The organism is Acidocella sp. C78 (assembly GCF_907164655.1).
This window is the reverse complement of sequence record NZ_CAJQZK010000017.1, coordinates 16,615-41,537: the sequence shown is the minus strand read 5'-3', so window position 1 is coordinate 41,537 and position 24,923 is coordinate 16,615. Positions and strand designations below refer to the sequence as shown.

Below are 24,923 nucleotides of genomic sequence, written 5' to 3'. Positions count from 1 at the left end.
TCAGACCTGCCGGATGTCCTTTTCCTTCTCGACCAGCAGCTCGTCGATTTTCTTGATCGTCGCGTCCGTCAGCTTCTGCACGCGGTCCGCCCAGTCGCGGCCCTGGTCCTCGCCGATCTGGTGCTTCTTCTCGAAACCCTTGATCGTCTCCATGCCGTCGCGGCGCACGCCGCGCACCGCGACGCGCGCGCCCTCGGCATATTTGCCGGCGGCGCGGGCGAGTTCGTTGCGGCGCTCCTCGGTCAGCAGCGGCAGCGGCACGCGGATGATCTGCCCGTCCGGCTGCGGGTTGAGCCCGAGTCCGCAATCGCGGATGGCGGCGACGGTCGCGTTCACCATGCCGCGATCCCAGACCTGGACGGTGAGCATGCGGCTTTCCGGCACCGCCACGGTCGCCACCTGGTTGAGCGGCATCAGCGTGCCATAGGCCTCGACCTTGACCGGATCGAGCAAAGCGGGGTTGGCGCGGCCGGTGCGCAGGCCGGAGAATTCGCGCTTCAGCGTTTCCATCGCGCCGTCCATCCGGCGTTGCAGGTCGGCGAGCAGGGTATCGAGATCGGCGTCCATGGGAGGCTCCTAGCGCTGTTCCACGATGCGGGTGAACTTGCCTTCGCCCCGCATGACGCTGGCGAAGGCGCCGGGCGCGTGGATGTTGAAGACGATGATCGGCAGGTCGTTCTCGCGGGCGATGCTGATCGCGGCCGCATCCATCACCGAAAGATCGCGGGCGAGAACGTCGTGATAGGTGAGTTCGGCATAGCGTTCGGCGCCGGCCACCTTGCGCGGGTCGGCGGAATAGACGCCATCGACCTGGGTGCCCTTGAGCAGCGCGTCGCACTTCATCTCGACGGCGCGCAGCGCCGCGGCGGTGTCGGTGGTGAAGAAAGGGTTGCCGGTGCCGGCGGCGAAGATCACCACGCGGCCCTTTTCCATGTGCCGCTCGGCGCGCCGGCGGATATAGGGCTCGCAGACGGCGGACATCGGGATGGCCGACTGCACGCGCGTCGCCACGCCGCGCTTTTCGAGGGCGGACTGCATGGCGAGCGCGTTCATCACGGTCGCGAGCATGCCCATGTAGTCCGCCTGGGCGCGGTCCATGCCGCCGGCGGCGCCGGAAATGCCGCGGAAGATGTTGCCGCCGCCGATGACGAGGCAGACCTCGACGCGCATGGCGACGACATCGGCGATGTCCTGGGCGATGGCGGCCACGGTATCGGTATCGAGGCCGTAATCGCGCCGTCCCATCAGGGCTTCGCCGGAAACCTTGAGCAAAACGCGCCGGTAGCGCGTGTGGTCAGTCGGGTCTTGCGGGGTCATGAGGGCGTTTCATCCGATTCCGCTGAAAGACGCAAGGCGGGAGACGTTGTGCGCGGCGCCGTCGGCATGGCGGGAGAACAGCTCGAACAGGCGGCGGGCCACCGGGCCGGGCGTGCCATCGCCAACCGCCGCGCCATCGAGCCGGACCATCGGCTTCACGTAGGAGGTGGCGCTGGTCAGAAAGATCTCGCGCGCCGCGCGCAGTTCCGCCTCGGTCAGGCCGCGTTCCTCGAAGCGGATGCCGGCGGCCTCCATCAGCGCAATCACCGCGGCGCGGGTGCAACCGGGCAGGATGTGATGGTCGAGATGGCGGGTGCGCAGCACTCCCTCGGCATCGACAGCCCAGACGGTGGTGGACGAGCCTTCGGTGACATTGCCGTCGCGGTCGATCAGGATCGCCTCGTAGGCGCCGGCCTCGCGCGCCTTCTGCTTGGCCAGGCAGTTGGGCAGCAGGTTCACGGTCTTGATGTCGACCCGGCCCCAGCGGATGTCCGGCACGGTGACGGCGGTGCCGGTCCAGGCGTCGATATCGCGCGGGAAGGCGGCGCCGTGCCGCGCCGTGATGACCAGCGCCGGCGCTGCGTCGCGCGGGAAAGCGTGGTCGCGCCGGGCGACGCCGCGGCTCACCTGCATGTAGACGATCCCCTCGCGGATGCGGTTGCGGCGCACCACCTCGCGCAGCACGGCGAGCAGGGCGGCATCCTCCATCGGTCTCGCGATGGCGAGTTCGCGCAGCGAGCGGGCGAGACGGGCGAGATGCAAATCGGTATCGATGAAGCGGCCGTCATGAACGTGGATCACTTCATAGACGCCGTCGCCGAACTGGTAGCCACGGTCCTCGACATTCACCGCGGCGTCGCGCTGGGGAACGTAGCGGCCATTGACATAGGCAATGCGACTCATGGTTCAGGTGCCTTCATGATGGTGGGGGTGGGCCGGCTCTCGCCAATCCCGAGCAGGGCAATGCCGAACAGCGCCATCAGCACGCCGATGATGATCACCAGCAGCCGTAGCCGATAGGAGACGAGATTGCTCGCCAGACCCGCATCCTTCGCCACAAGCGCGGCGGCGCGGCTGAGCCCGGCGCGGTCGGGGGCGAGGGTTGCCAGCGTCTTGCGCGCGCTCACGCCCAGCAGCGGGCGCGCGGCGGCGAGGGCCGAGGCCATCGACGCGGGGTCGCCGGAGGCGGCGGCGCGGGCGATCGCCTGCTCGGCGAGAACGCCACGCATGGCCGGAATCGGCGCCGCGAAGGTGGCGAACACGCCGATCAGCGTGATCATCAGGAAGGCGGTCAGCATCAAGCCGATCCGCTGGGCCGAAATCCGCATCCGCTCCGCCATCGTCACACTCCTTGCCGGCCCGTGCCGGTTTCCGTTCCATGCGGCCCGGCCGCCGCCGCGTCAATCGGGGCGGATCTGCGCCGCGGCGGTTGACAGGGGGCGCGGCTCTTTCCATAAGCCGCTGCAACATCCTGAACAGCTCGAGAACCGTGTCATGAAAGTCCGCAATTCACTTCGCTCTGCCAAGACCCGCGACAAGAACTGCCGCGTGGTGCGTCGGCATGGCCGGGTCTACGTGATCAACAAGAAGAACCCGCGGATGAAGGCCCGCCAGGGCTGAGCCGCCGCGCCGGTCCGCCGGCGCCACACCGCTCGAGGAACGACGCCCGGACCGCAAGGCTCCGGGTGATTTCGTTCCGTATCCCCGGCGTATGCCTGAGGATACCCTCTTTCCGTTTCGGCCTCGCGGTATTATTTCACGCGCGGGTGATGGGGAGTGAAAAGCCGTGATAGCCTTGCCGCAGCCGAAGACCGATGTGCTCGACCGGCGCGATGCCGTGCATGAGGGGCTGCGCGCCCTGCTGCCCGCCCGGGCGGTGATCACCGATCCATCCCGGCTCAAACCCTATGAAACCGATGGCCTGTCCGCCTACCGACAGATGCCGCTGGCCGTCGTCCTGCCGGAATCGACCGAGCAGGTGGCCGCGGTGCTGCGCTTCTGCCACCAGAACGGGGTGCGGGTCGTCCCGCGCGGGGCCGGAACGTCGCTCGCGGGCGGCGCGCTGCCGCTGGCCGACGCCGTGGTGGTCGGGATGATGCGGATGAACCGCATTCTCGATGTGAACTACGCCGATCGTTACGCGGTCGTGCAGGCCGGGGTGACCAATCTTGGCATCACCAAGGCCGTCGAGGCGGATGGCTTCTTCTATGCCCCCGACCCCTCCAGCCAGCTCGCCTGCATGATCGGCGGCAATATCGGCATGAATTCGGGCGGCGCGCACTGCCTGAAATATGGCGTGACCGCGAACAACGTGCTCGGCATCAAGCTGGTCACCATCGAAGGCGAAATCCTGGAACTCGGCGGCGCGCATCTGGATACCGCGGGCTATGACTGGATGGGCATCGTGATCGGCAGCGAGGGCCAGCTCGGCATCGCCACCGAAATCACCGTGCGCCTGCTGCGCGCCCCGGAAGGCACAAGGGCGATGCTCGCGGCCTTCAAATCGAACGAGATTGCCGGGCGCTGCGTCGATGCGATCATCGGCTCGGGCATCATTCCGGTGGCGCTGGAATTCATGGACCGCCCGGCGATCCACGCCTGCGAGGCCTTCGCCAAGGCCGGCTATCCGCTCGATGCCGAGGCGATGCTGATCATCGAGGTCGAAGGCTCGGTCGAGGAACAGGATTCGCTGCTCGGGCGGATCAAGGAGATCTGCGGCCGGTTCGACCCGATCAGCCTCAAGGTTTCGCAATCGGCCGAGGAATCGGCGGCGATCTGGAAGGGGCGCAAGGGCGCGTTCGGCGCGATCGGACGGATCAGCCCTGACTATCTCTGCATGGACGGCACGATCCCGACCAGCACGCTGCCCGAGGTGCTGCGCCGCATCGGCGAGATGAGCGAGCAATACGGGCTGGGCGTCGCCAACATCTTCCACGCCGGCGATGGAAACCTGCACCCTCTGATCATGTTCGACGCCAACAACCCCGAGAGCATGCACAAGGCCGAGGCCTTCGGCGCCGATATTCTCAAGCTCTGCGTCGAGGTCGGCGGCTGCCTGACCGGCGAGCATGGCGTGGGCGTCGAGAAGCGCGATCTGATGAGCGTGCAGTTCACCGAAACCGAGCTGGACCAGCAGCGCCGGGTCAAGACCGCGTTCGACGCCGGCTGGCTGCTGAACACGGCGAAGGTGTTTCCGCTCAAGCCCGGCACGGACACGGCGCCGGCGCCGATACCGCACGCGGCATGATCGCCCCCTCCGACGAAGCCGGGCTGGTCGCGGCGATCGAGGCGGCGGCGGCGGCCCGCACACCGCTGACCATCGAAGGGCTCGGCTCGAAGGCCGGTTTCGCCCGCCCGGTGCAAACGGCCGAAACCCTGTCCACCCGCAACCTCACCGGGATTCCGCTGCACGCGCCGCAGGAACTCATCGTCTCCGCCCGTGCCGGCACCACCCTGGCAGCACTCGAGGCGAAGCTGGCCGAAGCCGGCCAGCACCTGATCGCCGAGCCGCCGCATTACGCCTTTCTCGGCGCCGAAGCGCAGACGGTCGGCGGCATAATCGCCACCAACCTGTCCGGCCCGCGGCGGATCGCCTGGGGCGCGATGCGCGACCACGTGATGGGCATCCGCGCCGTCACCGGCCGGGCGGAGGTAATCCGCTCGGGCGGGCGCGTGCTGAAAACGTCACCGGACTCGATCTCTGCAAGCTGTTCACCGGCTCCTACGGCACGCTCGGCGTGATGAGCGAGGTCACGCTGAAAGTGCTCCCCGCACCGGAAGCGACCGGCACCGTGCTGCTGGCCGGGCTTGATGCGGCAACCGCCGTCAAGGCGCTGTCGGCGGCGCTCGGCTCGCCCTTCTCGGTGACTGGGGCAGCACACCTGCCACAGGCCGCGGCGGCGGCGCTGGGCCATGCACGCTCGATCACCATCGCACGGATCGAGGATTTCACCGACTCCGTTCACTACCGCATCGGCCGCCTCGCCGGGATCTGGAGCGGGTTCGGCGCGGTCGAGCAGCTCGATACCACGGCGAGCCTCGCCCTGTGGCGCGCGGTGCGCGATGCCGCGCCGCTTGCCCTGCGCGACGGCGATGCGGTCTGGCGCGTGTCCGTGCAACCCTCCGCCGGACCCGCGATTCTCGACATGGCTCGCGGCGCCGGGCTCGACGGATATCTCGACTGGGGCGGCGGCCTGGTGTTCCTGAGCGGGCCGGGAGGCGAGACGGCGCACGCCGCGATTGCCGCCGCGACGCGGCGGGCCGGCGGCGAATGGTGGCTGCTGCGCGCCCCGGACGCGCTGCGCCATCGCCCCGACGCCTTGCCGCCCGAACCCGAGGCGATGGCCGCGATCCGCCGCCGCGTCGCCGCCGCATTCGACCCGGCCGGGATTCTCAACCCCGGGCGGCTTCACGCCGCCTGAGCAGGAGCAGCGGGCGCCCGCGCCCGAGGACGAGGACACATGCAAACCAATTTCACGCCCGATCAGCTGGCCGATCCCGACATCGCGGTGGCCGACCGGATCCTGCGCTCCTGCGTGCATTGCGGCTTCTGCACCGCGACCTGCCCCACCTTCGTGACCGTCGGCGACGAGGATGACAGCCCGCGCGGCCGGATCTACATGATCAAGGACATGCTGGAGACCGGCGCGCCGGCGAGCGAGCCGGTCGCCTTCCATCTCGACCGCTGCCTGTCCTGCCTGTCCTGCATGACGACCTGCCCCTCCGGTGTCGACTACATGCACCTGATCGACCATGCCCGCACGCGCGTCGAGGAAACCTATGAACGCCCGGCCCACGACCGGGCGCTACGCAGCCTGCTCGCCGCGATCATGCCCTATCCCGCCCGCCTCCGCATGGCCCTGCGCGCCGCCTCGCTCGGGCGGCTCGGCCGCGGCCTCGTCCGTGGCGAGGGGATGCTGATGCGCCGGCTGCGCGCGATGCTCGATCTCGCCCCCGCGCAACTGCCGCCGCCGAGTCCGACCGAGCGGCCCGGCATGTTCCCCGCGACCGGCGAGCGGCGCGCCCGCGTCGCCCTGCTGGCGGGCTGCGCGCAGCAGGTGCTCGATCCCGGCATTCACGACGCGACGATCCGCCTGCTCAACCGCATGGGCGTCGAGGTCGTCGTTGCTGCCGGGGCGGGATGCTGCGGCGCTCTCACCCACCATCTCGGCCGGCATGACGAGGCGCTGGGATTTGCCCGCGCCAATGTCGCCGCCTGGACGCGGGAAATCGGCGCCGGCGGGCTGGATGCGGTGGTGACCGACACTTCCGGCTGCGGCACCGTGCTGAAGGATTACGGCTTCCTGCTCCGCGACACCCCGGAAGCGAAGGACGCCGCGCGGATTTCCGAACTCACGGTCGATATCACGGAACTGCTGCTCCGGCTCGATTACCAGCCGAGCCGGACACCGAAAACACCGCTCACCGTGGCCTATCACGCGGCCTGCTCGCTGCAGCACGGCCAGCGCGTGACCGACGCGCCGAAGACCCTGCTGCGGCGCGCCGGATTCAGCGTTGCCGAGCCAAAGGACCCGCATCTGTGCTGCGGTTCCGCCGGCACCTACAACATCCTTCAGCCGGAAATGGCCGGGCAGTTGCGCGCCCGCAAGCTCGGCACGCTGCACGCGCTGAAGCCGGACCTGATCGCCGCCGGCAATATCGGCTGCCTTACCCAGCTTGCCGGCGATGGACTGCCGACGATCCACACCGTGGAACTTCTCGACTGGATGGCCGGCGGGCCTCGCCCGGCGCGGCTGCCGCAAGGCGCCGGCGGCTGACACCAGCCCGGGCTCGCCGCGTTCATCATGTATTAGGGTCCAGCATGGCATATGCCGGACATGCGCGCTTCGGCTGAGTCTTCGGAGGAGAGGAGAGTGCCGGCGGCGTCCGCCTATGCCGGCATGGCGCTGGCGGCGGCCGCGCTCACCGTTCTCGCCTCCGCCGCGACCATCCCCGCCGTCCTGCACGGAACGCTGATCGACCCTGACAGCTACATGCGGCTGGTGCGGCTCCGCCAGGGGCTGCAGGCCGGTCATCTGCTCAATGTCGTCCGGCGCGACGATTCAGGGCAATTGCTGCTGGTCGAATGGTCGCGCCTGTTCGACGCCTGGATCGTGGCACTCGCCGCGCCACTGGCCCCGCTGATCGGCTGGCACCGCGCGTTGTTCGCGGCAGGCGTCGCCACCGGCCCGCTCTCGGCGGGCCTGCTGGCCGCCGCCCTCGGATTCGCCGCCGCGCCGCTGAGCGGGGGGCGCTGGCTCTGGGCGCCGGCGATCATCGCGCCGCTTTTGCCCGGCATTCGCAGTTTCAACGGCTTCGGCGTGGTGCATTACCATATCGCGCAGGTGGCTCTCGCCGCGCTTGCCCTCGGCTGCACGCTGCGGGCCGGCCTTGGCGCCCGCCGGATGGCCTGGGCCGCAGGGTTGAGCGGCGGTCTTGCCATCTGGCTGATGCCGGAGACGATGCCCTTCGTCATGCTGGGCTATGGCGCGCTGGGCTATGCGTGGCTGTTCCGCCCGCTCGGCGCCACTTTCGCCCGTCTCGGCGCCGGTTTCGCGGCGACCTTGTGGTTCGCGCTCTGGATCGACCCGCCACATGGCGGATGGCTGTCGCCGGAAATCGACCGGCTGTCGATCGTCTATGCCATGCTCGGGCTTGCCGTCATGGTCACGGGCGCCTGCCTTGCCGGGCTCGACCGCGAGGCGCGCGGCAAATGGCGGCTGGGCCTTGGCGTTCTCGCCGCGGGCGCCGCTTTCGCAGCGTGGCTCGCAACCTACCCGACCGTGGCCCTCGGCCCCTATGCGCTGATCCCCATGCGGGAAATGCACGCCTTCTTCGGCGGCATCATCGAAGACCAGCCGGCCACGACGCTGTCGCTGGCAGCAAGCCGCCTCGGGCCGGGATTGCTCGCATTCGCCTATGCCCTGCACCGCGCCTGGCGCTGCCGCCGCGCGCCGGACATTGCGGGGCTCTGGCTGATCTTCATGGCCGGCCTCGCCCTGGCACTCGGCCTCACTGCGCGCATGATGATTTTCCAGCAATATCCTGCCGCCTTTGCCGCGGCGCTGGCGCCCCTCGCGCTGGAGGAGATTTCGCGGCGTTTCGCCGCCCGTCCCAGCCGCGCAGCCCTGCTGCGGGTGGGGCTGGTCTGGGCCCCGGTTGTCCTGGTCTATGTGCCGGGCATGGCCGCTGCGGCGCTCGTGCCGGGAACGCCGAAGCCCGCCGCCCGCTGCTCGCTCCGGTCGGCCACAAACCTGCTGGCGCCAACGGCCGGCCGGGTCGTGCTGACCGATCCGGGTCTTGTGCCTGAACTGCTATACCGCACCAGCGCCATCGGCGTAGGATCGCTCTATCATCATGGGCTCCGCGCCTTCATGCGCGATCGCGCCGCATGGCGGACGCCGGCAGGGTCCACCGAACCGCCAGCGGTGCGGGCGACCCGGGCGGAATTCGTTCTCTTCTGCGCCGCGAAAGGCGATGATTCAGCCCTTGTGCAGGGCGCTCCGCGCGGTGCGCTGTGGCGCGGCCTGGCCGCAAACGCCCCTCCGCCATGGCTCATACGGATGGGGCAGGCAGGTGGTTACCAGCTTTACCGGGTTCGACGACGCGCCGCCCCATGATGGCTGGAAAACTGGTTCATCGCCTCTGAAAGTCACGAATGACTTTCAGAGGCGGATGCTTTGGCGCCGTCCGATCCGGATGGATCGGAACGTGCTCTAATCGACTTCCTGAGGTGGTGCGGATTCTTCCTGATCGCCATCCGGCTTCGGCAGGGCCGGCTTCGGCGCCTCCGCAATGTCAAAGGCGAGTTCGCCGTCGCGGACCGTCACCTTCACCGCGCCGCCGGTGGCGAGACGGCCAAACAGCAGCTCTTCGGCCAGCGGCTTCTTGATTTCCTCCTGGATCACGCGGGCCAGAGGCCGCGCGCCATACAGCGGGTCATAGCCGCGTTCGGCAAGGAACTCCTTCGCCGCCGAGGAAAGCTCGATGGTGACGTTGCGATCGGCGAGCTGGGCCTCCAGCTGCATCACGAACTTCTCGACGACACGGGCGACGATTTCCGGCGTCAGCCCCGAGAACGGGATGATGGCATCGAGGCGGTTGCGGAATTCGGGGGTGAAGAGCCGCTTGATCGCCTCCTCATCCTCGCCGATGCGAACCTCCCGGCCGAAGCCGATCGCGGTCTTCGCCATGTCGGCCGCACCCGCATTGGTTGTCATGATCAGGATGACGTTGCGGAAATCCACCGTCTTGCCATTGTGATCGGTCAGTTTGCCGTGGTCCATGACCTGCAACAGGATGTTGAACAGGTCCGGATGCGCCTTCTCGATCTCGTCGAGCAGCAGGACGCAGTGCGGGTGCTGGTCGATCGCGTCGGTCAGCAGGCCGCCCTGATCGAACCCGACATAGCCCGGCGGCGCGCCGATCAGGCGGGAAATCGAGTGGCGCTCCATGTATTCGGACATGTCGAACCTGGTCAGGTCGATGCCGAGCGTGGAGGCGAGCTGCCGGGCGACTTCCGTCTTGCCGACGCCGGTGGGGCCGGAGAAGAGGTAGCAACCGATCGGCTTCTCGGCGTCGCGCAGGCCGGCGCGCGCCAGCTTGATCGCGGCCGAAAGCGCCTCGATCGCCGAATCCTGCCCGAACACCATCGATTTCAGGTCGCGTTCCAGCGTGCGCAGCGTTTCCTTGTCATCGGCGGAAACCGATTTGGGCGGAATCCGCGCGATCTTCGCGACGATTTCCTCGATATCCCGCAGCGTCACCGTCTTGCGCCGCTTGTTCTCGGGCAGCAGCATGCGGGAAGCCCCGACCTCGTCGATCACGTCGATCGCCTTGTCCGGCAGCTTGCGGTCATGGATGTATTTCGCCGACAGCTCCACGGACGCGCGGATCGCCTCTTCGGTGTAGCGAACCTTGTGGTGCTTTTCGTAGGTCGATTTTAGGCCGCGCAGGATCTTCACCGCATCGTCGATCGTCGGCTCGTTGACGTCGATCTTCTGGAACCGGCGGACCAACGCCCGATCCTTCTCGAAATAGGAGCGGAATTCCTTGTAGGTGGTCGAGCCGATGCAGCGCAGCGCCCCCGAGGACAGCGCCGGTTTGAGCAGGTTGGAGGCGTCCATCGCGCCGCCGGAAGTTGCGCCCGCGCCGATCACGGTATGGATCTCGTCGATGAACAGCACCGCGCCGGGCGTGTTTTCAAGCTCGGTAACGACAGCCTTGAGCCGCTCCTCGAAATCGCCGCGATAGCGTGTGCCGGCCAGCAGCGCTCCCATGTCGAGCGCGAAGATCGTCGCCTTGGCCAATACTTCGGGGACCTCGCCATCGACGATGCGCTTGGCCAGCCCCTCGGCAATGGCGGTCTTGCCGACGCCGGGGTCGCCCACGAAGAGCGGATTGTTCTTCGAGCGGCGGCAAAGGATCTGGATGGTCCGCTCAATCTCGGTATCGCGGCCGATCAGCGGGTCGATCTTGCCAGCCTGCGCCTTTTTATTGAGGTTGACGCAGTAATTCGACAGCGCATCCTGCCCGCGCTTGGGTTTCTGCTCAGGCTCGGCCTCGCTGGACTCCGCACTGCCCGAGGGCGTCCGCGGGACGGAGCGCCCCGGCGACTTCGCGATGCCGTGGCTGATGAAATTGACCGCGTCCAGCCGCGTCATGTCCTGCGCCTGCAGGAAATACACCGCATGGCTCTCGCGCTCCGAGAACAGCGCGACCAGGACATTGGCGCCCGTGACCTCGTCCCGCCCGGAAGACTGCACATGGATCGCGGCACGCTGGACCACGCGCTGGAACCCGGCGGTCGGCTTCGGATCGCCCCCCCGGTCGGTGGCGAGGCCGGCCAGCTCCTTGTCGAGGAACTCGGTCGTCTCGCGGCGCAGCCTCTCGATATCGACACCGCAGGCGCGCAGCACGGTGAGTGCATCGGCATCGTCGATCAGGCCGAGCAGAAGATGCTCCAGCGTGGCGTATTCGTGCCGGCGTTCCGCGGCGAAGCCAAGGGCCCGATGCAGCGTCTGTTCAAGGTTGCGAGACAGCATATCCGAAACTCTCCAAGTCGGACTTCCGTCGGGCCGCCCTTGCCGCCCTGGTCAAGCCCGATGCGGCCGAAACCGCGTTTACATCGCCGGACCAGAGGTTCTGGCCCTCCGCCCGGCCTGTCGCACTACTGACATGATAGACCGAAAAACTTTCGCAATGGTGACTGCGGACAACACGCCCATGCCACAGCCGCGACCCGGAATGGCGGCATCAAGCGCGCTATTCCTTCTCGATGGTGCATTGGAGGGGATGCTGGCTCTGGCGGGCGAGATCCATCACCTGCGTCACCTTGGTTTCAGCCACCTCGTAGGTGAACACGCCGCAGACCCCGACGCCGCGCCGATGCACATGCAGCATGATCCGCTCGGCCTCCTGGCGGCTCTTGCCGAAGAACCGCTCCAGAACGTGCACCACGAATTCCATCGGCGTGTAATCGTCATTGAGCATCAACACCTTGTAGAGCGACGGCTTGCGCGTTTTCGCGCGCGTCCTGGTCGCCACCCCGGTGCCCAGCCCGTTTCCAGTGCCTCTGCGATCCGCGCCTGACATGAACGTATTCTCGAACCTCACACGCTTATCCTATCCACACGTCCCGGCGCTGGGAAAGAGAAAATTTTCGGCCCGACGCCGATTCTGCCGGCCCGCCCTCAGAACCGGACGGATGCGGCCAGCGAACCATATTCATGAATGCCGCCGGTCTGACCATGAAAGCGCTCGGTCTGGAACACCTGTGTATAGGTCAGGCGAACACCGCGCCAGATCACCGCCGCCCCAGCCTCGAAGGAGCCGACGACACGGTTCGGCCGCACCGAACGGCTGGGCTGATAGAGCGCGCCTTGGAGGTATTCGTCATGCGCGACCAGCTTGGCCCCGGCACCGGCAAAGACATACCATGCGAAATGCCGGGCGCTGTAGGCGTCGCCGCCGGACGGCCCCGGGCTGAGCAGGGGCGCCCCGAAATCGGCGTCCAGCCCCTCGCCAATGCGGAAGACCACCCCCGGCTCCGCATAGATTTCGGTCGTGCCGGCCATGGCGGACAGCTGCGGCAGGGCGTCCGCCTGCAGCCCGGCGCCCGATCCGGCCAGCTTCAACCGCCAGATGCGGCTGGCGAACACGTCGAAGGCGGGCTCGCTCGGCAACTGGTAGGCCCAGCCATGGGTCCGTCCCTGGCCGATGATCGCATGGGTGGTATTCTGCACGATCTCGGCCCCGGCATCGCGGCCGAACACGCCGGTGTCGAAACCCATGATCGTCCGGCTGCCGGCGGTGTCCTGAATCAGGCTGAAGCTCGCCAGCAACGAACCCGCATAAGGCTCGTCGTTTGCCGGCGGATTGATGAGCGTTGTCGCCGCCGGGGTGAAGATTTTCTGGGTCAGGCTGATGCTGATCCGCTGCCGGCCCTGGCCGAGCACCGCATGGCCGAACGCGGCGACCGCGCCGGGAACCTCCCCCGCATTCGAGGTCCAGCCGAGATGCACGCCGTTCACATAATAGCGATCGGTCAGGGCCTGCGTGCTGATCGAGGCGTTTTCGTCCTGAATCGTCCAGATGCCGCCCGGAAACGAACCGTCCGCACGGGATGTTGCCGGGATCAGGACGGACAGCGAGGCGGACATGGCAAGAACGGCCAGGGTTCGGTTCATCAGCTTGATCCTGCGTGGAATGCGGGCCGCGGAAGCGGTCCGGCGTTGAAGGCCTGAGCTCAAATCGTCTCAGGCGGGGCGATTGCAAGTCAAGTGCAGGAAATGGGATACAGCCGGCCGGGCAATGCCAGCGGAGACTGCATGGGACATATGACGACGGTTTCAGAGCAAAAGCATCCCGCGGCAACCATGTAAGCGAATAATGCTTTCATCATTCTCAAATATTATACGACGCGATTTACGAAGCTGGGCGAGGCTGTGCTGCCTGTCGGCCGCAGCACTCGCGTGCCTTGCCGGCATTGCCGCCGCAGCACCCGCAACGCAGGCCGTCTCACCCATCGGTGACTGGCTGACGGGCGAAGGCGGCGCCGTTGTCAGGATCGCCCGCTGCCCCGGCGTGAATCATGGCAACCACGCGCTGTGCGGGCATATCGTCGGCATTCTGCTCGATCGCGGCAGCCCGATGCCGACCGACTGGCAGGGCCGCAGCCAATGCGGCTTCGAACTGATCCGCCCCTCGGCGCCGCGCCCCGGCGGCAAGGTCTGGCACGGGCGCATCATCAACCCGCACAACGGCGCGCGCTATCATGCGGAATTCCATGTCGACCGCACCGGATCGCTGGCGCTGCGCGGCTATGTCGGCCTGCCGATCTTTGGCGAAACGCGGCACTGGCTGCCCTTCCACGGCGCAGTGCCGGCATCCTGCCGGCTCGACCAGGCGGCGATCGCCTCGGTCGGGCGCAAAGGGCACGCCGGGGCGCAATAGGGCACTTTCCGATCCATCCTGATCGGATGTGGCGCTCCATGAGATTGATCGGTCACGGCGGAGCGATGCGGGTTTCCGTCTCCAGCCCGACGAGCGAGCCTAGCCGGGCGAGCCGCCGCTCGATCGGATCGCCGGCAAACACCCCGCTCTTGGCGTCGAGAAACAGCACCAGCCGGTCGCGGTCGCGCACCAGGCGGGTGGCGGCGAGCAGGGCCGGAGTGCCGGCCGACAGCGTATAGGCGAGGCGCAGCGCCGCCCCCAGGGTTTCGGCGCGGCGGGCCGTTGCCATGTCGAGCAGGGCGCGCGAGGGCGCGAGGAACGCGCTTTCCACCGGCGCCTCGTAGCGCAGGGCAAGGGTGAGGGCGAGAAAGGCGCGGGCATGATGATCGAGCCCGACGCCGGTCTGCCGCAGGACGCGCAGGAAGGCCTGCTCGGCGCGGTATTCGGGATGCTCGTGATTGCCGATATCGGAGAACCAGCACGCCGCCTCGCGCAGCCGGCGGTGCGAGGCGGGCTCATCAGGGAACAGCGCGGCGGTCCAGGCGATCAGCGCCCCCGGCAGCGCCGGGTCGCGCAGCAACCCCACCGTCAGGTCGCGGCCGGCGGCGATCAGCGGGTCCTGCTGGCGCATCGACTCCGGCAATTGCCGCAGAAACCAGCCCTCGCGCAGGCCATTGGCGCTGAACACGACGCGGCCAGCCCCGGTCGCCCGCAGCAGGCGGCGCAGGATGAGCGCGGCATAGGGCAGATCCTCGATCCGCTTGCGCGCCACTCCCGGCATCCGCTCGATGAGCTTGCGGCTCGCATCGCCGATCACGGCGGAGAGGTCACGCGCCTCGTCCCGCCCGACCGTGTAATGATGGACCATCGCCAGTGGATAACCGGTCTGGGCGATATGGATGCGCGCCAGCGCCCGAAACGCGCCGCCTGACACATACAGATCGCCCCCTTCGCCCTCGCCGAGAAACGGAACGCTGGCCAGTTCATCCGCGACGATCGCCCGCGCCCGGGTCCGGTCCTCGAGCGCGCGCTCGGCAAGGCGGATCACCCCGACCGGCACCGTCGCGGCCGGGCCGATCCGCCCCTCGGACAGACGGACGAGTTCGAGCGAGCCGCCGCCCAGATCGGCCAGAATGCCATCCGCGCCCGGAATGCCGCACAGAACCCCTCGGCGGAGAGCCGCGCCTCCTCCTCGCCGCTCAGCACGATGACCCTGAGGCCCGGAATTTCAGCCTCGAGACGGGCAACGAACGCCGCGCCATTGGCCGCATCGCGCACGGCGGAGGTGGCCAGCGCCTCGAACGGCGCCGCACCCATGGCGCGGGCAATGGCGCCGTAGCGGCGCATCACCGTCACCGTCTCGTCCATCGCCGCGTCGTCGAGCCGGCCGGTGCGGATCAGGCCGCGGGCCAGGCGCGGCACCGCCTTCTCGTTGAAAATCTGCATCGGGTTGCGGGATTCGCCCTGAAAAACGACGAGGCGGACCGAATTCGACCCGAGATCGACCACGGCGCGGCGGCGCGAACTGTCCGGTGCCGTCTCGTGAGACATGCGCGTCATGAGGCCTGCGTAGCGCAGCACGGGCGCGGGCGGTAGAGGGGGATCGGCCCGCCGCGCAGCCCGCCGCAAAGTGCAACCCTGCCGCGCCCGAGGGGTTTCATGCGCCGATATCGCCCCCCGGCGTTTGACTTGGCGGCCCGCCTTCGCACAATAGCGTGGTTGCGAGAGAAAGTGACCACGACATGATCCCTGCCCTCATGCCGAATTACAACCGGATCGACGTGTCGTTCAGCCATGGCGACGGCGCCTGGCTGATTGCCGATGACGGCCGACGATTCCTCGATTTCGGCGCCGGCATCGCGACGTCGTCGCTCGGCCACGGCCATCCCGGCCTGACCAGGGCGATCGCCGAACAGGCGGCGAAGGTGATCCACGTCTCGAATCTCTATCGGGTGCCGCAGGCGGAGCGGCTCGCCGCCCGCCTCGTCGCGGCGAGCTTCGCCGACAGCGTGTTCTTCTGCAATTCCGGCGCCGAGGCCAACGAGGCGCTGGTGAAAGCCTTCCGCAAGACCATGGCGCGCGAGGGCAAACCCGAGCGCTATCGCGTCATCTGTGCGCAGGGCGCGTTCCACGGCCGCACGCTGGCGATGATCAGCGCGACCGGCAACGCCAAGTATCTCGAAGGGTTCGGCCCCGCGGTCGACGGGTTCGACCATGTGCCGTTCAACAATCTCAACGCGCTGCGCGACGCCATAACGCCCGAGACCGCCGGCATCCTGGTCGAACCGATCCAGGGCGAAGGCGGCATCCGCCCGGCCACGGCGGACTATCTGCGCGGCCTGCGGGAGGCGGCCGACGAGTTCGGCCTGCTGCTCGGCTTCGACGAGGTGCAGTGCGGCATGGGCCGCACCGGAAAGCTCTTCGCCCATGAATGGGCCGGAATCGCGCCCGATGCGGTCAGCACCGCGAAGGGCATCGCCGGCGGGTTTCCACTGGGCGCGCTGCTCGCGGGCGAACGCGTCGCCGCGAGCCTGGTGCCGGGCAGCCATGGCACGACCTATGGCGGCAGCCCGCTCGCCTGCGCCGCCGGCAATGCCGTGCTCGACGAAATTCTGGCGCCCGGCTTCCTCGACGCGGTGGCGCGGGCCGGAGCACGGCTGCGCGCCGGGCTCGATGCACTCGCGGCGCGTCATCCGCGGGTATTTTCCGGCGTGCGCGGCCAGGGGCTGATGCAGGGTCTGGTGTGCGCCGTGCCGAATGGCGAGGTGCAGAGCGCCTGCCTCGCCGAGGGTCTGCTGGTGGTCGCCGCCGGCGACAACGTGGTGCGCCTGGTGCCGCCGCTGATCGTGCGGGATGCCGAGATCGACGAGGCCCTCGCCCGGCTCGACGCAGCCTCCCGGCGCTGCGCGCCCTCCGGCGCGCAGGACGCCGCGCAATGAGCGCCGCGATCGAGACCGGACGGTCCGCGCCGGCGCCGCGCCATTTCCTCGACCTGTCGCTCATCGACGCGCCGACGCTGCGCCACATGCTCGACACCGCCGCGCGGTTCAAGCGCGCCGGCCGCGCCCTCGGCCAGCCGCTCGCCGGGCGGGCGCTGGCGCTGATCTTCGAGAAGCCCTCCACCCGCACCCGCGTCAGCTTCGAGATCGGCATGCGCCGGCTCGGCGGCGAGGTCATAATGCTGTCATCGCGGGAAATGCAGATCGGCCGGGGCGAGACGGTGGCGGATACCGCCCGCGTGCTCTCGCGCTATGTCGACGGCATCATGCTGCGGACCGACCGCGAGGAAAAGCTGCGCGAACTCGCAGCACACGCCAGCGTGCCGGTGATCAACGGGCTGACCGAGCGCTCGCACCCCTGTCAGGTGATGGCGGACGTGATGACCTTCGAGGAAAAGCGCGGCGCGATCGCCGGCCAGCGCATCGCGTGGATCGGCGATGGCAACAACATGGCCAAGAGCTGGATCGAGGCTTCGGCGCGATTCGGCTTCCAGCTCCGCCTCGCCTGCCCGGAGGAACTGCCGCCGGACGCGGAAGCCCTGGCCTGGGCGCGCGCGCAGGGCGCCGACATCCTGCTCACCGCCAGCCCGGCCGAAGCGGCCGAGGGCGCGCGCTGCGTGACCACCGATACCTGGGTGAGCATGAGCGACGAGGATGCGGAGAGCCGGCACGCCATCCTCGCCCCCTATCGCGTGGACGAGGCGCTGATGGCCCGCGCCGCGGCAGATGCGATCTTCATGCATTGCCTTCCCGCCCACCGCGGCGAAGAGGTCAGCGCCGGGGTGATCGACGGCCCGCAATCGGTGGTGTTCGACGAGGCGGAGAACCGGCTCTTCGCCCAGCAGGGGATTCTCGCCTGGGCGTTCGGCGCGGCCTGACCAAAGCTCAGGCCGGGTAAACTCAAGCCGGGTAAGCTCAAGCCGGGCGGGGCAGCCGCGCCGCCCGCCAGCGCGGGTAGAACACACTGATCGCGAGCCCGGCGATGACCAGCCCGGCGGCGGCCAGTTTCCATCCCGGCATCGGCTCGCCAAGCCAGACGACGGACGCCGCCATGCCGAAGACGGCACAGCAGCGCCATCGGGCTGACCGTGGCGGAGGGATAGCGCGCCAGCAGAAACGCCCAGCTGCCATAGCCGAACCAGCTATTGCCGACCGACTGCCAGATCACCGCGACCCATCCGGCGGGCGTGGCGTGGGTTATCGCGTGCAGCAGCACGGCCGGCCCCTGGCGCAGCAGCGCGACCAGAAGCAGCGGCGGCGCGGCGAACAGGCTCGACCAGACCACATAGGCCAGGGCGTTGCGAGCGCCGCTCTCGCGGGCGACGATATTGCCCACGGCCCATGAGGAGGCGGCGAGCAGGACGAGCAGCAGGCCGAACAGGGTCGTGGTACCGCCATGCAGGTGCAGCATGATGACGCCGATGCCCGCCACGGCGAGGAGGCAGGCAACAACCTGGAATCCCCGCAGCCGTTCGCCGACCCGCGCCATCGAGAGGAAAATCGTGAAAAAGACCTGGGTCTGGATCATCAGCGAGGCCAGGCCGGGGGAAATCCGCCCATCCATCGCAAAGAACAGCAGGCCGAATTGTCCGGCGCCGATCAGCAGCCCGTAGGCCGCGAGGTTGGGCCACTTCACCCGCGGCCGGGGCAGAAAGAACACGCCCGGCACGGCCGCCAGGGCGAAGCGAAGCCCGGCGAGAAGAAAGGCGGGAACTGATCCAGCGCAAGGCGGATCACGACGAAATTCGTTCCCCACACCGCAACGACGGCGAGGGCCAGCAGCGCATGGCGCGGACTCAGAACTGGCGATTCACTCACGACCGAACCTGTCAGACAGATGACGGCACGGGCGGACGCGCCAGGGGAAGCCGGCCGCCTCGGCGGGTCGTCAGCTCCAGACGGTGAACGCGGCGATCAGCAGAACCGTGACGACCACGCAGATCGTGGTGACGGTGATGAACCGCGAGAAACTGTTCCAGCCCGTCTGGCTGGACTCCTCAAGCTGCTCCAGACTGATTCGCAGCTTGTTCGGGTGTTCCGTGTCAGCCATCATTCCTGCCTTGAACCTTTCTTGCCGTCGCCACCTTGCGTGACCATTCGAAGTCCTGTCCGGTCACACGGAACGTGACGCGCCCTTGACGACGCTACACATCCTTGTGACCTTGGAAGTTGCTATAACGTCCCGACATCAAACGCAAGGGTTGAAAAGCCTGGCCGCCGGGTCGGCCGGAACCGCCGTACCGCGGATGAGATCGCGCAGCGCCATCGGATAGAGAACATGTTCCTGGGCAAGCACCCGGGCGGCCAGCGCGGCCTCGGTGTCACCGGGCAGCACGGGCACGGCCGCCTGCGCGAGGATCGGCCCCTCGTCCATCGTCTCGGTCACCAGATGCACCGTGCAGCCATGCAGCCGCACACCGGCTTCCAGCGCCCGGGCATGGGTATCGAGCCCGGGAAAGGCGGGCAGCAGCGAGGGATGGATGTTCAGCATCCGCCCGCCCAGCGCCCGACGAGAAACGGCGTCAACAGCCGCATGTAGCCGGCAAGGCAGACCAGCTCGCATCCGGCCTCGCGGAGCGCGGCATCGATCGCCGCCTCGTGCGCCGCACGATCGGCACCGAACTCCCGCCCGGGAATCGCGGTGGCCGGAATGCCGGCGCGCCGTGCGGCCGCGAGCCCGGGCGCCGCCGCCCGGTTCGACAGCACGATGGCGATTTCGGCGGGATAATCCGCCGCGGCCGCCGCACCGATCAGCGCCTCCATGTTCGAGCCACGGCCCGAGATCAGGATGCCGACGCGGCGCTTCATGCGAACAGCGTGTCCGCCGGCCCGATCGTGACCGCCGGCGCGCCGTCACCGGCCGTGATCCGGCCAAGATGGTGCGCGACGACCCCCGCGCCGGCGAGCAGGTCGAGCGCCGCCGCCTCATCCGCCGGGCGGACCACCAGCACCATGCCGATGCCGCAATTGAACACCCGCAGCATTTCCTCCGGCGCCACATTGCCGGTCCGCGCCAGCCAGGCGAACACCGGCGGCACCGGCCACGCCCTGTCGATCATGGCCGCGGTGCCCTCGGGCAGCACCCGCGGCAGATTGCCCTGCAGACCGCCGCCGGTGATGTGGGCGGCGGCGCGCAACAGCCCCGCCCGCGCCAGCGCCAGCACCGGCCGGACATAAAGCGCCGTCGGCGCCATCAGCGCCGCGCCGAGCGTCTGTTCCGGCGCGAAGGGGGCGGGCATGTCGAGCCCGATCCCGCCAGCGTCGATGATCCGGCGGACCAGCGAAAACCCGTTCGAGTGCACGCCGGTGCTGGGCAGGCCGAGCAGGATGTCGCCGGGCGACACCCCCTCGGGCAGCAGGCGCCCGCGCTCCGCCGCGCCGACCGCGAAGCCGGCCAGGTCATAATCCCCCGCGCCATACATGCCGGGCATTTCCGCCGTCTCGCCCCGGTCAGCGCGCAGCCGACCTGCCGGCAGCCCTCGGCGATGCCGGCGATGACGCGCGCCGCAATCGCGGGGTCGAGCCGCCCGGTCGCGAAATAATCGAGAAAGAACAGCGGCTCCGCCCCTGCACCACAAGGTCGTTGACGCACATCGCCACGAGGTCGATGCCGACGGTGTCGTGAATGCCGGTATCGATCGCCAGCCGGAGCTTGGTCCCCACCCCGTCGGTCGTCGCGACCAGGATCGGGTCGGCGAACCCCGCCGCGCGCGGATCGAACAAGGCGCCGAACCCGCCGATGCCGCCGAGCACGCCCGCCCGCGCGGTGGCCTTCGCCAGCGGCTTGATCGCCTCGACCAGGGCATCGCCGGCCTCGATGTCCACCCCGGCGGCGCGATAGGTTTCGCCGTTCGACCCGTCCTTGCTGGTCATGCCCGCCTCCGATGCGCTAATCTCGGTTCATGAAAGCTTCGGCCACACTGCTCAGCGGCACCCGCCCGCCCGCCGGGACATTCCCGGCCATCGCGTTGGCGCGGTTATCACCACAGCGCGCGCCTCAAGGCAACACAGCCGGCCGCCATCGCTCATGACCGGCGAACCCCAGGCCGGCTTCCGCTGGCAGCGCTTCGGCTGGATCGTGGCGGGGATCGTCCTCGTCGTCCTGTTCCTGCGGCTGTTCTCGGCGATCCTGCTGCCCTTCGTGGCCGCCGCCGGCATTGCCTATTTCCTCGATCCGGCGGTCTCCGCCCTGAACCGGCTCGGCCTGCCGCGCTCGCTCGGCGCGATCATCATGCTGCTGGCGATGATTGCCGGCGTCGGCCTCTGCGCGCTGCTGCTCTATCCGCTGATTTCCGCCCAGATCAGCCTGCTCGCCCAGCAGCTGCCCGGCATGATCGCGGGGCTCCAGCAATTCACCACCCACCAGATCAGCCTGATCCAGGCTCGCTTCGGCTCCGGCTTCGTCTCGAACAAGCTGCAATCGCTGGTCAGCAACGAGGCCGGCGCGATCGTGAATTTCGCGGGCTCGGCGGCGCGGCAGGTGCTCGGCACCGGCTTCGCGCTGTTCAACATTCTCACGCTCCTGGTGATCACGCCGATCGTCGCCTTCTATTTCCTGCGCGACTGGCCGCTGGTGATGGGGCGGCTCGATTCCTGGCTGCCCCGCTCGTATGAAAGCGTCATCCGCAACCTCGCGCGCGAGATCAGCCGGATCCTGAATGCCTGGCTGCGCGGCCAGGCGATATGCTGCCTGTTTCTCGGCGTGTTCTACGCGCTCACCCTGACGATCGCCGGCCTCAATCTCGGCCTCGTGGTCGGCCTGACCGCCGGACTGCTCTCCTTCATTCCCTATGTCGGCACGATCGTCGGCGCGGTCTCCTCCATCGTGCTCGCGCTCGGCCAGTTCAGCGGGCTCGACCACGTGCTGATCGTCGGCGGCATCTTCGTCGTCGGCCAGTTGCTCAACGACTATGTGGTGGCCCCGCGCTTCCTCGGCGACCGGCTCGGCCTGTCCTCGGTGTGGGTGATCTTCGCCCTGTTCGCCGGCGCCGAAACCTTCGGCTTCCTGGGCGTTCTGCTCGCCGTCCCCGTCACCGCAACCCTTGGCGTGCTCGCGCGGTTCTGGCTGCGCCACTACCTGCAGAGCCCGCTCTATCTCGATCCGCCCCGGCACGGTGCGTAACGAGGGGTACGAGCCGCGGCAGATGGCGCTGCCGTTCGACGAACCGGAGCGCTTCGCCGCGGCCGATTTCGTTGACGCGCCATCGAACGCGCGGGCGCGCGCCGCCCTCGCCGCGCCGGAGAACTGGGTGAACCGCCGTCTTGTCATCTGGGGCGAGGCGGGCGGCGGCAAATCCCACCTCGTCTGGCTCTGGGCCGCCCGCACCGGCGCGATCCGGCTCGACGCCGCGCGCCTGCGCGCGCCCGCCAGCCCAGGGGAAGCGCCGCTGGTGATCGAGGATATCGACGCCGCGGCGGCGCCGCTCGCCCTGTTCGCGACACTCGAACGCGCCACCCAGGCCGCCGTGCCGGTGCTGATGACCTGCCGCACGCCGCCCGCGCGCCTGCCGATCGAGCCACCGGATCTTGCAAGCCGTTTGCGCGCCAGCCTGACCATCCGCATCGAGCCGGCCGAACCGGCCCTGCTCGATGCGCTGTTGCACCGCCTCGCCGCGGCACGGCAGATGAACCTGTCGCCCGCGCTGCACCAGTTCCTGCTGAACCACCTGCCGCGGCGTCCCGCCGTGCTGCGCGAGGCCATCGCCCGGCTCGACCGCTATGCTCTTGCTCTCGGCACGGCCCCGTCGCGCCGGCTCGCCGAACGGCTGGTCGACGAACTCGCCGACCCGGACGAAGGCGCGGCGCAGACCGACCCCGCCGCCCGCATGCCCGACCCGCCGGCCGCCGCCATCACATCTTTGCTTTAGCTGTCAGGGCTTTCATGGCAATGTGCCGGCATGGACGAGGAAACCCTGCCCGAGATCGCCGTTGAGCCGACCCTGGCCGATGGAACGTCGCGCTTCATCAACCGCGAACTGTCATGGCTGGCCTTCAACGCCCGGGTCGTCGCCGCCGCCGACAACCCGCGCTACCCGTTGCTCGAACGCTTGCGCTTCGTCTCGATCAGCGCCTCCAATCTCGACGAATTCTACTCCGTCCGCGTCGCCGGGCTGATCGGCCAGGCCCGCGCCGGAGTCGCCCTGCGGTCATCGGACGGGCTGACGCCCACCCAACAGCTCGCCGAAATCAACCGCTGCGCCAGGACCCTGATGGAAACCCAGCAGCGCGTTCTTGGCAGCGTTCTCGCCGAGCTTGCCGGCGCCGGCCTGACCGTGATCGCCCCGCACGAGCTGAACGAGGCCGACCGCGCCTTTCTCGACCAGCATTTCATGGAGCGGGTCTTCCCCGTCCTCACCCCGCTCGCGATCGACCCCGCGCACCCGTTCCCCTTCGTGCAGAACATGGGACTCGTGCTTGCGCTCAAGCTGATCCGCCAGGACGATTCAGGCGTGATGCGCGCACTCATCCCGCTGCCCGCGCAGATCCGGCGCTTCATCCGCCTGCCCGACCCTCGCCGGCCACGATCCGCTTCATCAAGCTCGAGGATCTGGTGATCCTCTTTCTCGACCGCCTGTTTCACGGCTTCCGCCTCGCCGGCTCCGGCCTGTTCCGCGTCTGCCGCGATACCGATGTCGAGTTCGAGGAAGAGGCGGAGGATCTGGTCCAGTCCTACGAAACCGCGCTGAAGCGCCGCCGCCGCGGTGCCGCGATCGAACTGACCCTGGCCGCCAACATGCCGGACGATCTGCGCAGCCTCGTCATCGACGAGGTGGAAGCGCCGGAAAACCATTTCTTTATCGAATCCGGCATGCTCGGCCTCGTCGATCTCAAGGAAATGATCGTCGACGACCGGCCCGAGCTGCTGTTTCCCGCCTACACGCCGCGCTTCCCCGAGCGCATCCGCGATTTCGGCGGCGACTGTTTCGCCGCGATCCGCAACAAGGACATCATCGTCCACCACCCGTTCGAGAGTTTCGACGTGGTGGTGCAGTTCCTCCGCCAGGCCGCCTCCGACCCGAACGTGGTCGCCATCAAGCAGACGCTGTACCGCACCAGCCGCGATTCCCCGATCGTCGGCGCGCTGATCGAAGCCGCCGAATCGGGCAAGAGCGTCACCGCGATGGTGGAACTGCGCGCCCGTTTCGACGAGGAGGCCAATATCCGCCTCGCCCGCACGCTGGAAGCCGCCGGCGTTCAGGTCGTCTATGGCTTCCTCGGGCTGAAGACGCACGCCAAGCTCTCGCTCGTGGTCCGGCGCGAGGGCAGCGCCATGCGGTCCTACGCGCATTTCGGCACCGGCAACTACCACCCGATCACCGCGCGCATCTACACAGACCTGTCCTTCTTCACCTGCGACCAGCAACTGACGCGCGACGCCGCCCGCCTGTTCAACTACATGACCGGCTATGCCCGGCCCGAACAGATGGACCAGCTGGTCTACAGCCCGATCACCACCCGCCGCGCCATCGGCGCGCTGATCGACGCCGAGATCGAGGCGGCGCGCGCCGGCCGCCCGTCGGGCATCTGGCTCAAGCTGAACTCGCTGGTCGACGAACGGCTGATCGACCATCTCTACCGCGCGTCCGCCGCCGGCGTGCCGGTCTCCTGCGTGGTGCGCGGCATCTGCTGCCTCCGCCCCGGCGTGCCCGGACTGTCGGAGAACATCCGCGTCAAGTCGATCATCGGCCGCTTCCTCGAACACGCCCGCATCGCCGTCTTCGCCAACGGCGCGCGAATGCCCGACCGCGAGAACAAGGTCTTCATCTCCAGCGCCGACTGGATGGCCCGCAACATGGACTGGCGGGTGGAAACCTTCGTGCCGATCCACAATCCCACGGTCCACGCCCAGGTGCTCGACCAGATCATGGCCGTCGATCTGCGCGACGACGTCGATTCATGGGCGCTCGGCCCCGATGGCGCCTGGTCGCGGGTGACGCCGGGCGAGGCGCCGGTCTCCGCGCACGACTATTTCATGACCAACCCCTCGCTGTCCGGCCGGGGCTCGGCGCTGCGCGGCCCGCTCACCCAGCAGCAGCGCGACCAGATCCGCTATCGCAAGACCTTCCTGACCAACGACTGATGGCGCGGCGCTGGCGCCGACAAGGCACCCGGCCGGCGCAGAACGCCGGCCACCGCCGCCAGATGATTGCGGCA

At 68.5% G+C, this 24,923-nt stretch carries 20 protein-coding genes and 5 pseudogenes; 12 read left to right on the top strand and 13 right to left on the bottom strand.

What is annotated here, in order from left to right; all coding sequences use genetic code 11:
* From frr to ACIDOCELLA78_RS000000107115, 4 genes are read right to left on the bottom strand one after another with little or no spacing between them, the layout of a single operon-like run.
* Window positions 1–567 carry a ribosome recycling factor gene (frr, locus tag ACIDOCELLA78_RS000000107130; protein ID WP_174503631.1) on the bottom strand — a complete coding sequence of 189 codons (567 nt, stop codon included), beginning with the start codon at window positions 565–567 and terminating at the stop codon, window positions 1–3.
* Between the two features lie 9 nt (window positions 568–576).
* Entirely contained in the window at window positions 577–1,317 is a 741-nt protein-coding gene (gene pyrH / locus ACIDOCELLA78_RS000000107125) for a UMP kinase (RefSeq protein ID WP_201728990.1), read from the bottom strand.
* 9 nt (window positions 1,318–1,326) lie between these two features.
* A complete protein-coding gene (locus ACIDOCELLA78_RS000000107120) occupies window positions 1,327–2,220 on the bottom strand; it encodes a D-amino-acid transaminase (RefSeq protein ID WP_201728989.1) in 894 nt (297 codons plus the stop codon).
* The gene (locus ACIDOCELLA78_RS000000107115; RefSeq protein ID WP_249676058.1) at window positions 2,217–2,546 is read right to left on the bottom strand and encodes a hypothetical protein; all 330 of its coding nucleotides are present in this window, start codon (window positions 2,544–2,546) and stop codon (window positions 2,217–2,219) included. Before ACIDOCELLA78_RS000000107115 ends, ACIDOCELLA78_RS000000107120 begins: the two co-directional genes overlap by 4 nt.
* Before the next feature lie 265 nt (window positions 2,547–2,811).
* Here ACIDOCELLA78_RS000000107115 and ykgO point away from each other — a divergent pair, with 265 nt between their 5' ends.
* The 6 genes from ykgO (at window position 2,812) to ACIDOCELLA78_RS000000107085 (ending at window position 8,936) form a co-directional block, all read left to right on the top strand.
* Window positions 2,812–2,937, top strand: coding sequence for a type B 50S ribosomal protein L36 (gene ykgO / locus ACIDOCELLA78_RS000000107110; protein ID WP_201728987.1), 126 nt, complete (start codon window positions 2,812–2,814; stop codon window positions 2,935–2,937).
* 166 nt (window positions 2,938–3,103) lie between these two features.
* Window positions 3,104–4,564: an FAD-linked oxidase C-terminal domain-containing protein gene (locus tag ACIDOCELLA78_RS000000107105; RefSeq protein ID WP_201728986.1), complete on the top strand. Its 1,461-nt coding sequence runs from the start codon at window positions 3,104–3,106 to the stop codon at window positions 4,562–4,564.
* Window positions 4,561–5,058 carry an FAD-binding protein gene (locus ACIDOCELLA78_RS000000107100; protein ID WP_249676055.1) on the top strand — a complete coding sequence of 166 codons (498 nt, stop codon included), beginning with the start codon at window positions 4,561–4,563 and terminating at the stop codon, window positions 5,056–5,058. Before ACIDOCELLA78_RS000000107105 ends, ACIDOCELLA78_RS000000107100 begins: the two co-directional genes overlap by 4 nt.
* Window positions 5,058–5,738, top strand: a complete 681-nt coding sequence (locus ACIDOCELLA78_RS000000107095; protein WP_249676053.1) for an FAD-linked oxidase C-terminal domain-containing protein — start codon at window positions 5,058–5,060, stop codon at window positions 5,736–5,738. Before ACIDOCELLA78_RS000000107100 ends, ACIDOCELLA78_RS000000107095 begins: the two co-directional genes overlap by 1 nt.
* A 39-nt stretch (window positions 5,739–5,777) precedes the next feature.
* On the top strand, window positions 5,778–7,094 hold the full coding sequence (gene glcF / locus ACIDOCELLA78_RS000000107090; RefSeq protein ID WP_201728985.1) for a glycolate oxidase subunit GlcF: 1,317 nt from the start codon (window positions 5,778–5,780) through the stop codon (window positions 7,092–7,094).
* Between the two features lie 96 nt (window positions 7,095–7,190).
* Window positions 7,191–8,936 (top strand): hypothetical protein, encoded by a 1,746-nt coding sequence (locus ACIDOCELLA78_RS000000107085; RefSeq protein WP_249676050.1) that lies wholly within the window; start codon window positions 7,191–7,193, stop codon window positions 8,934–8,936.
* A gap of 96 nt (window positions 8,937–9,032) precedes the next feature.
* On the opposite strand, the gene clpA is transcribed toward ACIDOCELLA78_RS000000107085, so the two are convergent.
* From clpA to ACIDOCELLA78_RS000000107070, 3 genes are all read right to left on the bottom strand, one after another.
* On the bottom strand, window positions 9,033–11,360 hold the full coding sequence (gene clpA, locus ACIDOCELLA78_RS000000107080) for an ATP-dependent Clp protease ATP-binding subunit ClpA (protein ID WP_201728984.1): 2,328 nt from the start codon (window positions 11,358–11,360) through the stop codon (window positions 9,033–9,035).
* A gap of 220 nt (window positions 11,361–11,580) precedes the next feature.
* Complete coding sequence (gene clpS / locus ACIDOCELLA78_RS000000107075) at window positions 11,581–11,910, bottom strand: ATP-dependent Clp protease adapter ClpS (protein ID WP_201729024.1); 330 nt, start codon at window positions 11,908–11,910, stop codon at window positions 11,581–11,583.
* A 98-nt stretch (window positions 11,911–12,008) separates the two neighbouring features.
* Entirely contained in the window at window positions 12,009–13,004 is a 996-nt protein-coding gene (locus ACIDOCELLA78_RS000000107070) for a lipid A deacylase LpxR family protein (protein WP_201728983.1), read from the bottom strand.
* Between the two features lie 202 nt (window positions 13,005–13,206).
* Between ACIDOCELLA78_RS000000107070 and ACIDOCELLA78_RS000000107065 the strand changes: the two genes are divergently transcribed.
* On the top strand, window positions 13,207–13,770 hold the full coding sequence (locus tag ACIDOCELLA78_RS000000107065) for a DUF2147 domain-containing protein (RefSeq protein WP_201728982.1): 564 nt from the start codon (window positions 13,207–13,209) through the stop codon (window positions 13,768–13,770).
* Between the two features lie 52 nt (window positions 13,771–13,822).
* Here ACIDOCELLA78_RS000000107065 and ACIDOCELLA78_RS000000107060 read toward each other — a convergent pair.
* Window positions 13,823–15,330: pseudogene (locus ACIDOCELLA78_RS000000107060) on the bottom strand (Ppx/GppA family phosphatase).
* 182 nt (window positions 15,331–15,512) lie between these two features.
* On the opposite strand from ACIDOCELLA78_RS000000107060, the gene ACIDOCELLA78_RS000000107055 reads away from it, so the two are divergent.
* Window positions 15,513–16,709, top strand: a complete 1,197-nt coding sequence (locus tag ACIDOCELLA78_RS000000107055; RefSeq protein ID WP_201728981.1) for an aspartate aminotransferase family protein — start codon at window positions 15,513–15,515, stop codon at window positions 16,707–16,709.
* Window positions 16,706–17,647 (top strand): ornithine carbamoyltransferase, encoded by a 942-nt coding sequence (argF, locus tag ACIDOCELLA78_RS000000107050; RefSeq protein ID WP_201728980.1) that lies wholly within the window; start codon window positions 16,706–16,708, stop codon window positions 17,645–17,647. Before ACIDOCELLA78_RS000000107055 ends, argF begins: the two co-directional genes overlap by 4 nt.
* Window positions 17,648–17,898: 251 nt before the next feature.
* On the opposite strand, the pseudogene ACIDOCELLA78_RS000000107045 reads toward argF, so the two are convergent.
* The 5 genes and pseudogenes from ACIDOCELLA78_RS000000107045 to purM all read right to left on the bottom strand — a co-directional run.
* A pseudogene (locus ACIDOCELLA78_RS000000107045) lies at window positions 17,899–18,429 on the bottom strand (EamA family transporter); the annotation flags it as partial.
* Window positions 18,402–18,587, bottom strand: a complete 186-nt coding sequence (locus ACIDOCELLA78_RS000000107040) for a hypothetical protein (protein ID WP_249676042.1) — start codon at window positions 18,585–18,587, stop codon at window positions 18,402–18,404. The gene ACIDOCELLA78_RS000000107040 and the pseudogene ACIDOCELLA78_RS000000107045, both read right to left, overlap by 28 nt.
* Window positions 18,588–18,657: 70 nt before the next feature.
* On the bottom strand, window positions 18,658–18,819 hold the full coding sequence (locus ACIDOCELLA78_RS000000107035) for a hypothetical protein (RefSeq protein WP_201728979.1): 162 nt from the start codon (window positions 18,817–18,819) through the stop codon (window positions 18,658–18,660).
* Between the two features lie 138 nt (window positions 18,820–18,957).
* Window positions 18,958–19,577 (bottom strand): annotated as a pseudogene (purN, locus tag ACIDOCELLA78_RS000000107030) (phosphoribosylglycinamide formyltransferase).
* Window positions 19,574–20,642, bottom strand: a pseudogene (gene purM / locus ACIDOCELLA78_RS000000107025) (phosphoribosylformylglycinamidine cyclo-ligase). Before purM ends, purN begins: the two co-directional pseudogenes overlap by 4 nt.
* A 154-nt stretch (window positions 20,643–20,796) precedes the next feature.
* Here purM and ACIDOCELLA78_RS000000107020 point away from each other — a divergent pair.
* The 3 genes and pseudogenes from ACIDOCELLA78_RS000000107020 to ACIDOCELLA78_RS000000107010 all read left to right on the top strand — a co-directional run bounded on the left by ACIDOCELLA78_RS000000107020 (window position 20,797) and on the right by ACIDOCELLA78_RS000000107010 (window position 24,849).
* A complete protein-coding gene (locus tag ACIDOCELLA78_RS000000107020; RefSeq protein WP_201728978.1) occupies window positions 20,797–21,891 on the top strand; it encodes an AI-2E family transporter in 1,095 nt (364 codons plus the stop codon).
* Window positions 21,884–22,636 (top strand): DNA replication protein, encoded by a 753-nt coding sequence (locus ACIDOCELLA78_RS000000107015; protein WP_249676039.1) that lies wholly within the window; start codon window positions 21,884–21,886, stop codon window positions 22,634–22,636. Before ACIDOCELLA78_RS000000107020 ends, ACIDOCELLA78_RS000000107015 begins: the two co-directional genes overlap by 8 nt.
* Window positions 22,637–22,666: 30 nt before the next feature.
* Window positions 22,667–24,849: pseudogene (locus tag ACIDOCELLA78_RS000000107010) on the top strand (RNA degradosome polyphosphate kinase).
* Window positions 24,850–24,923 lie beyond the last annotated feature (74 nt).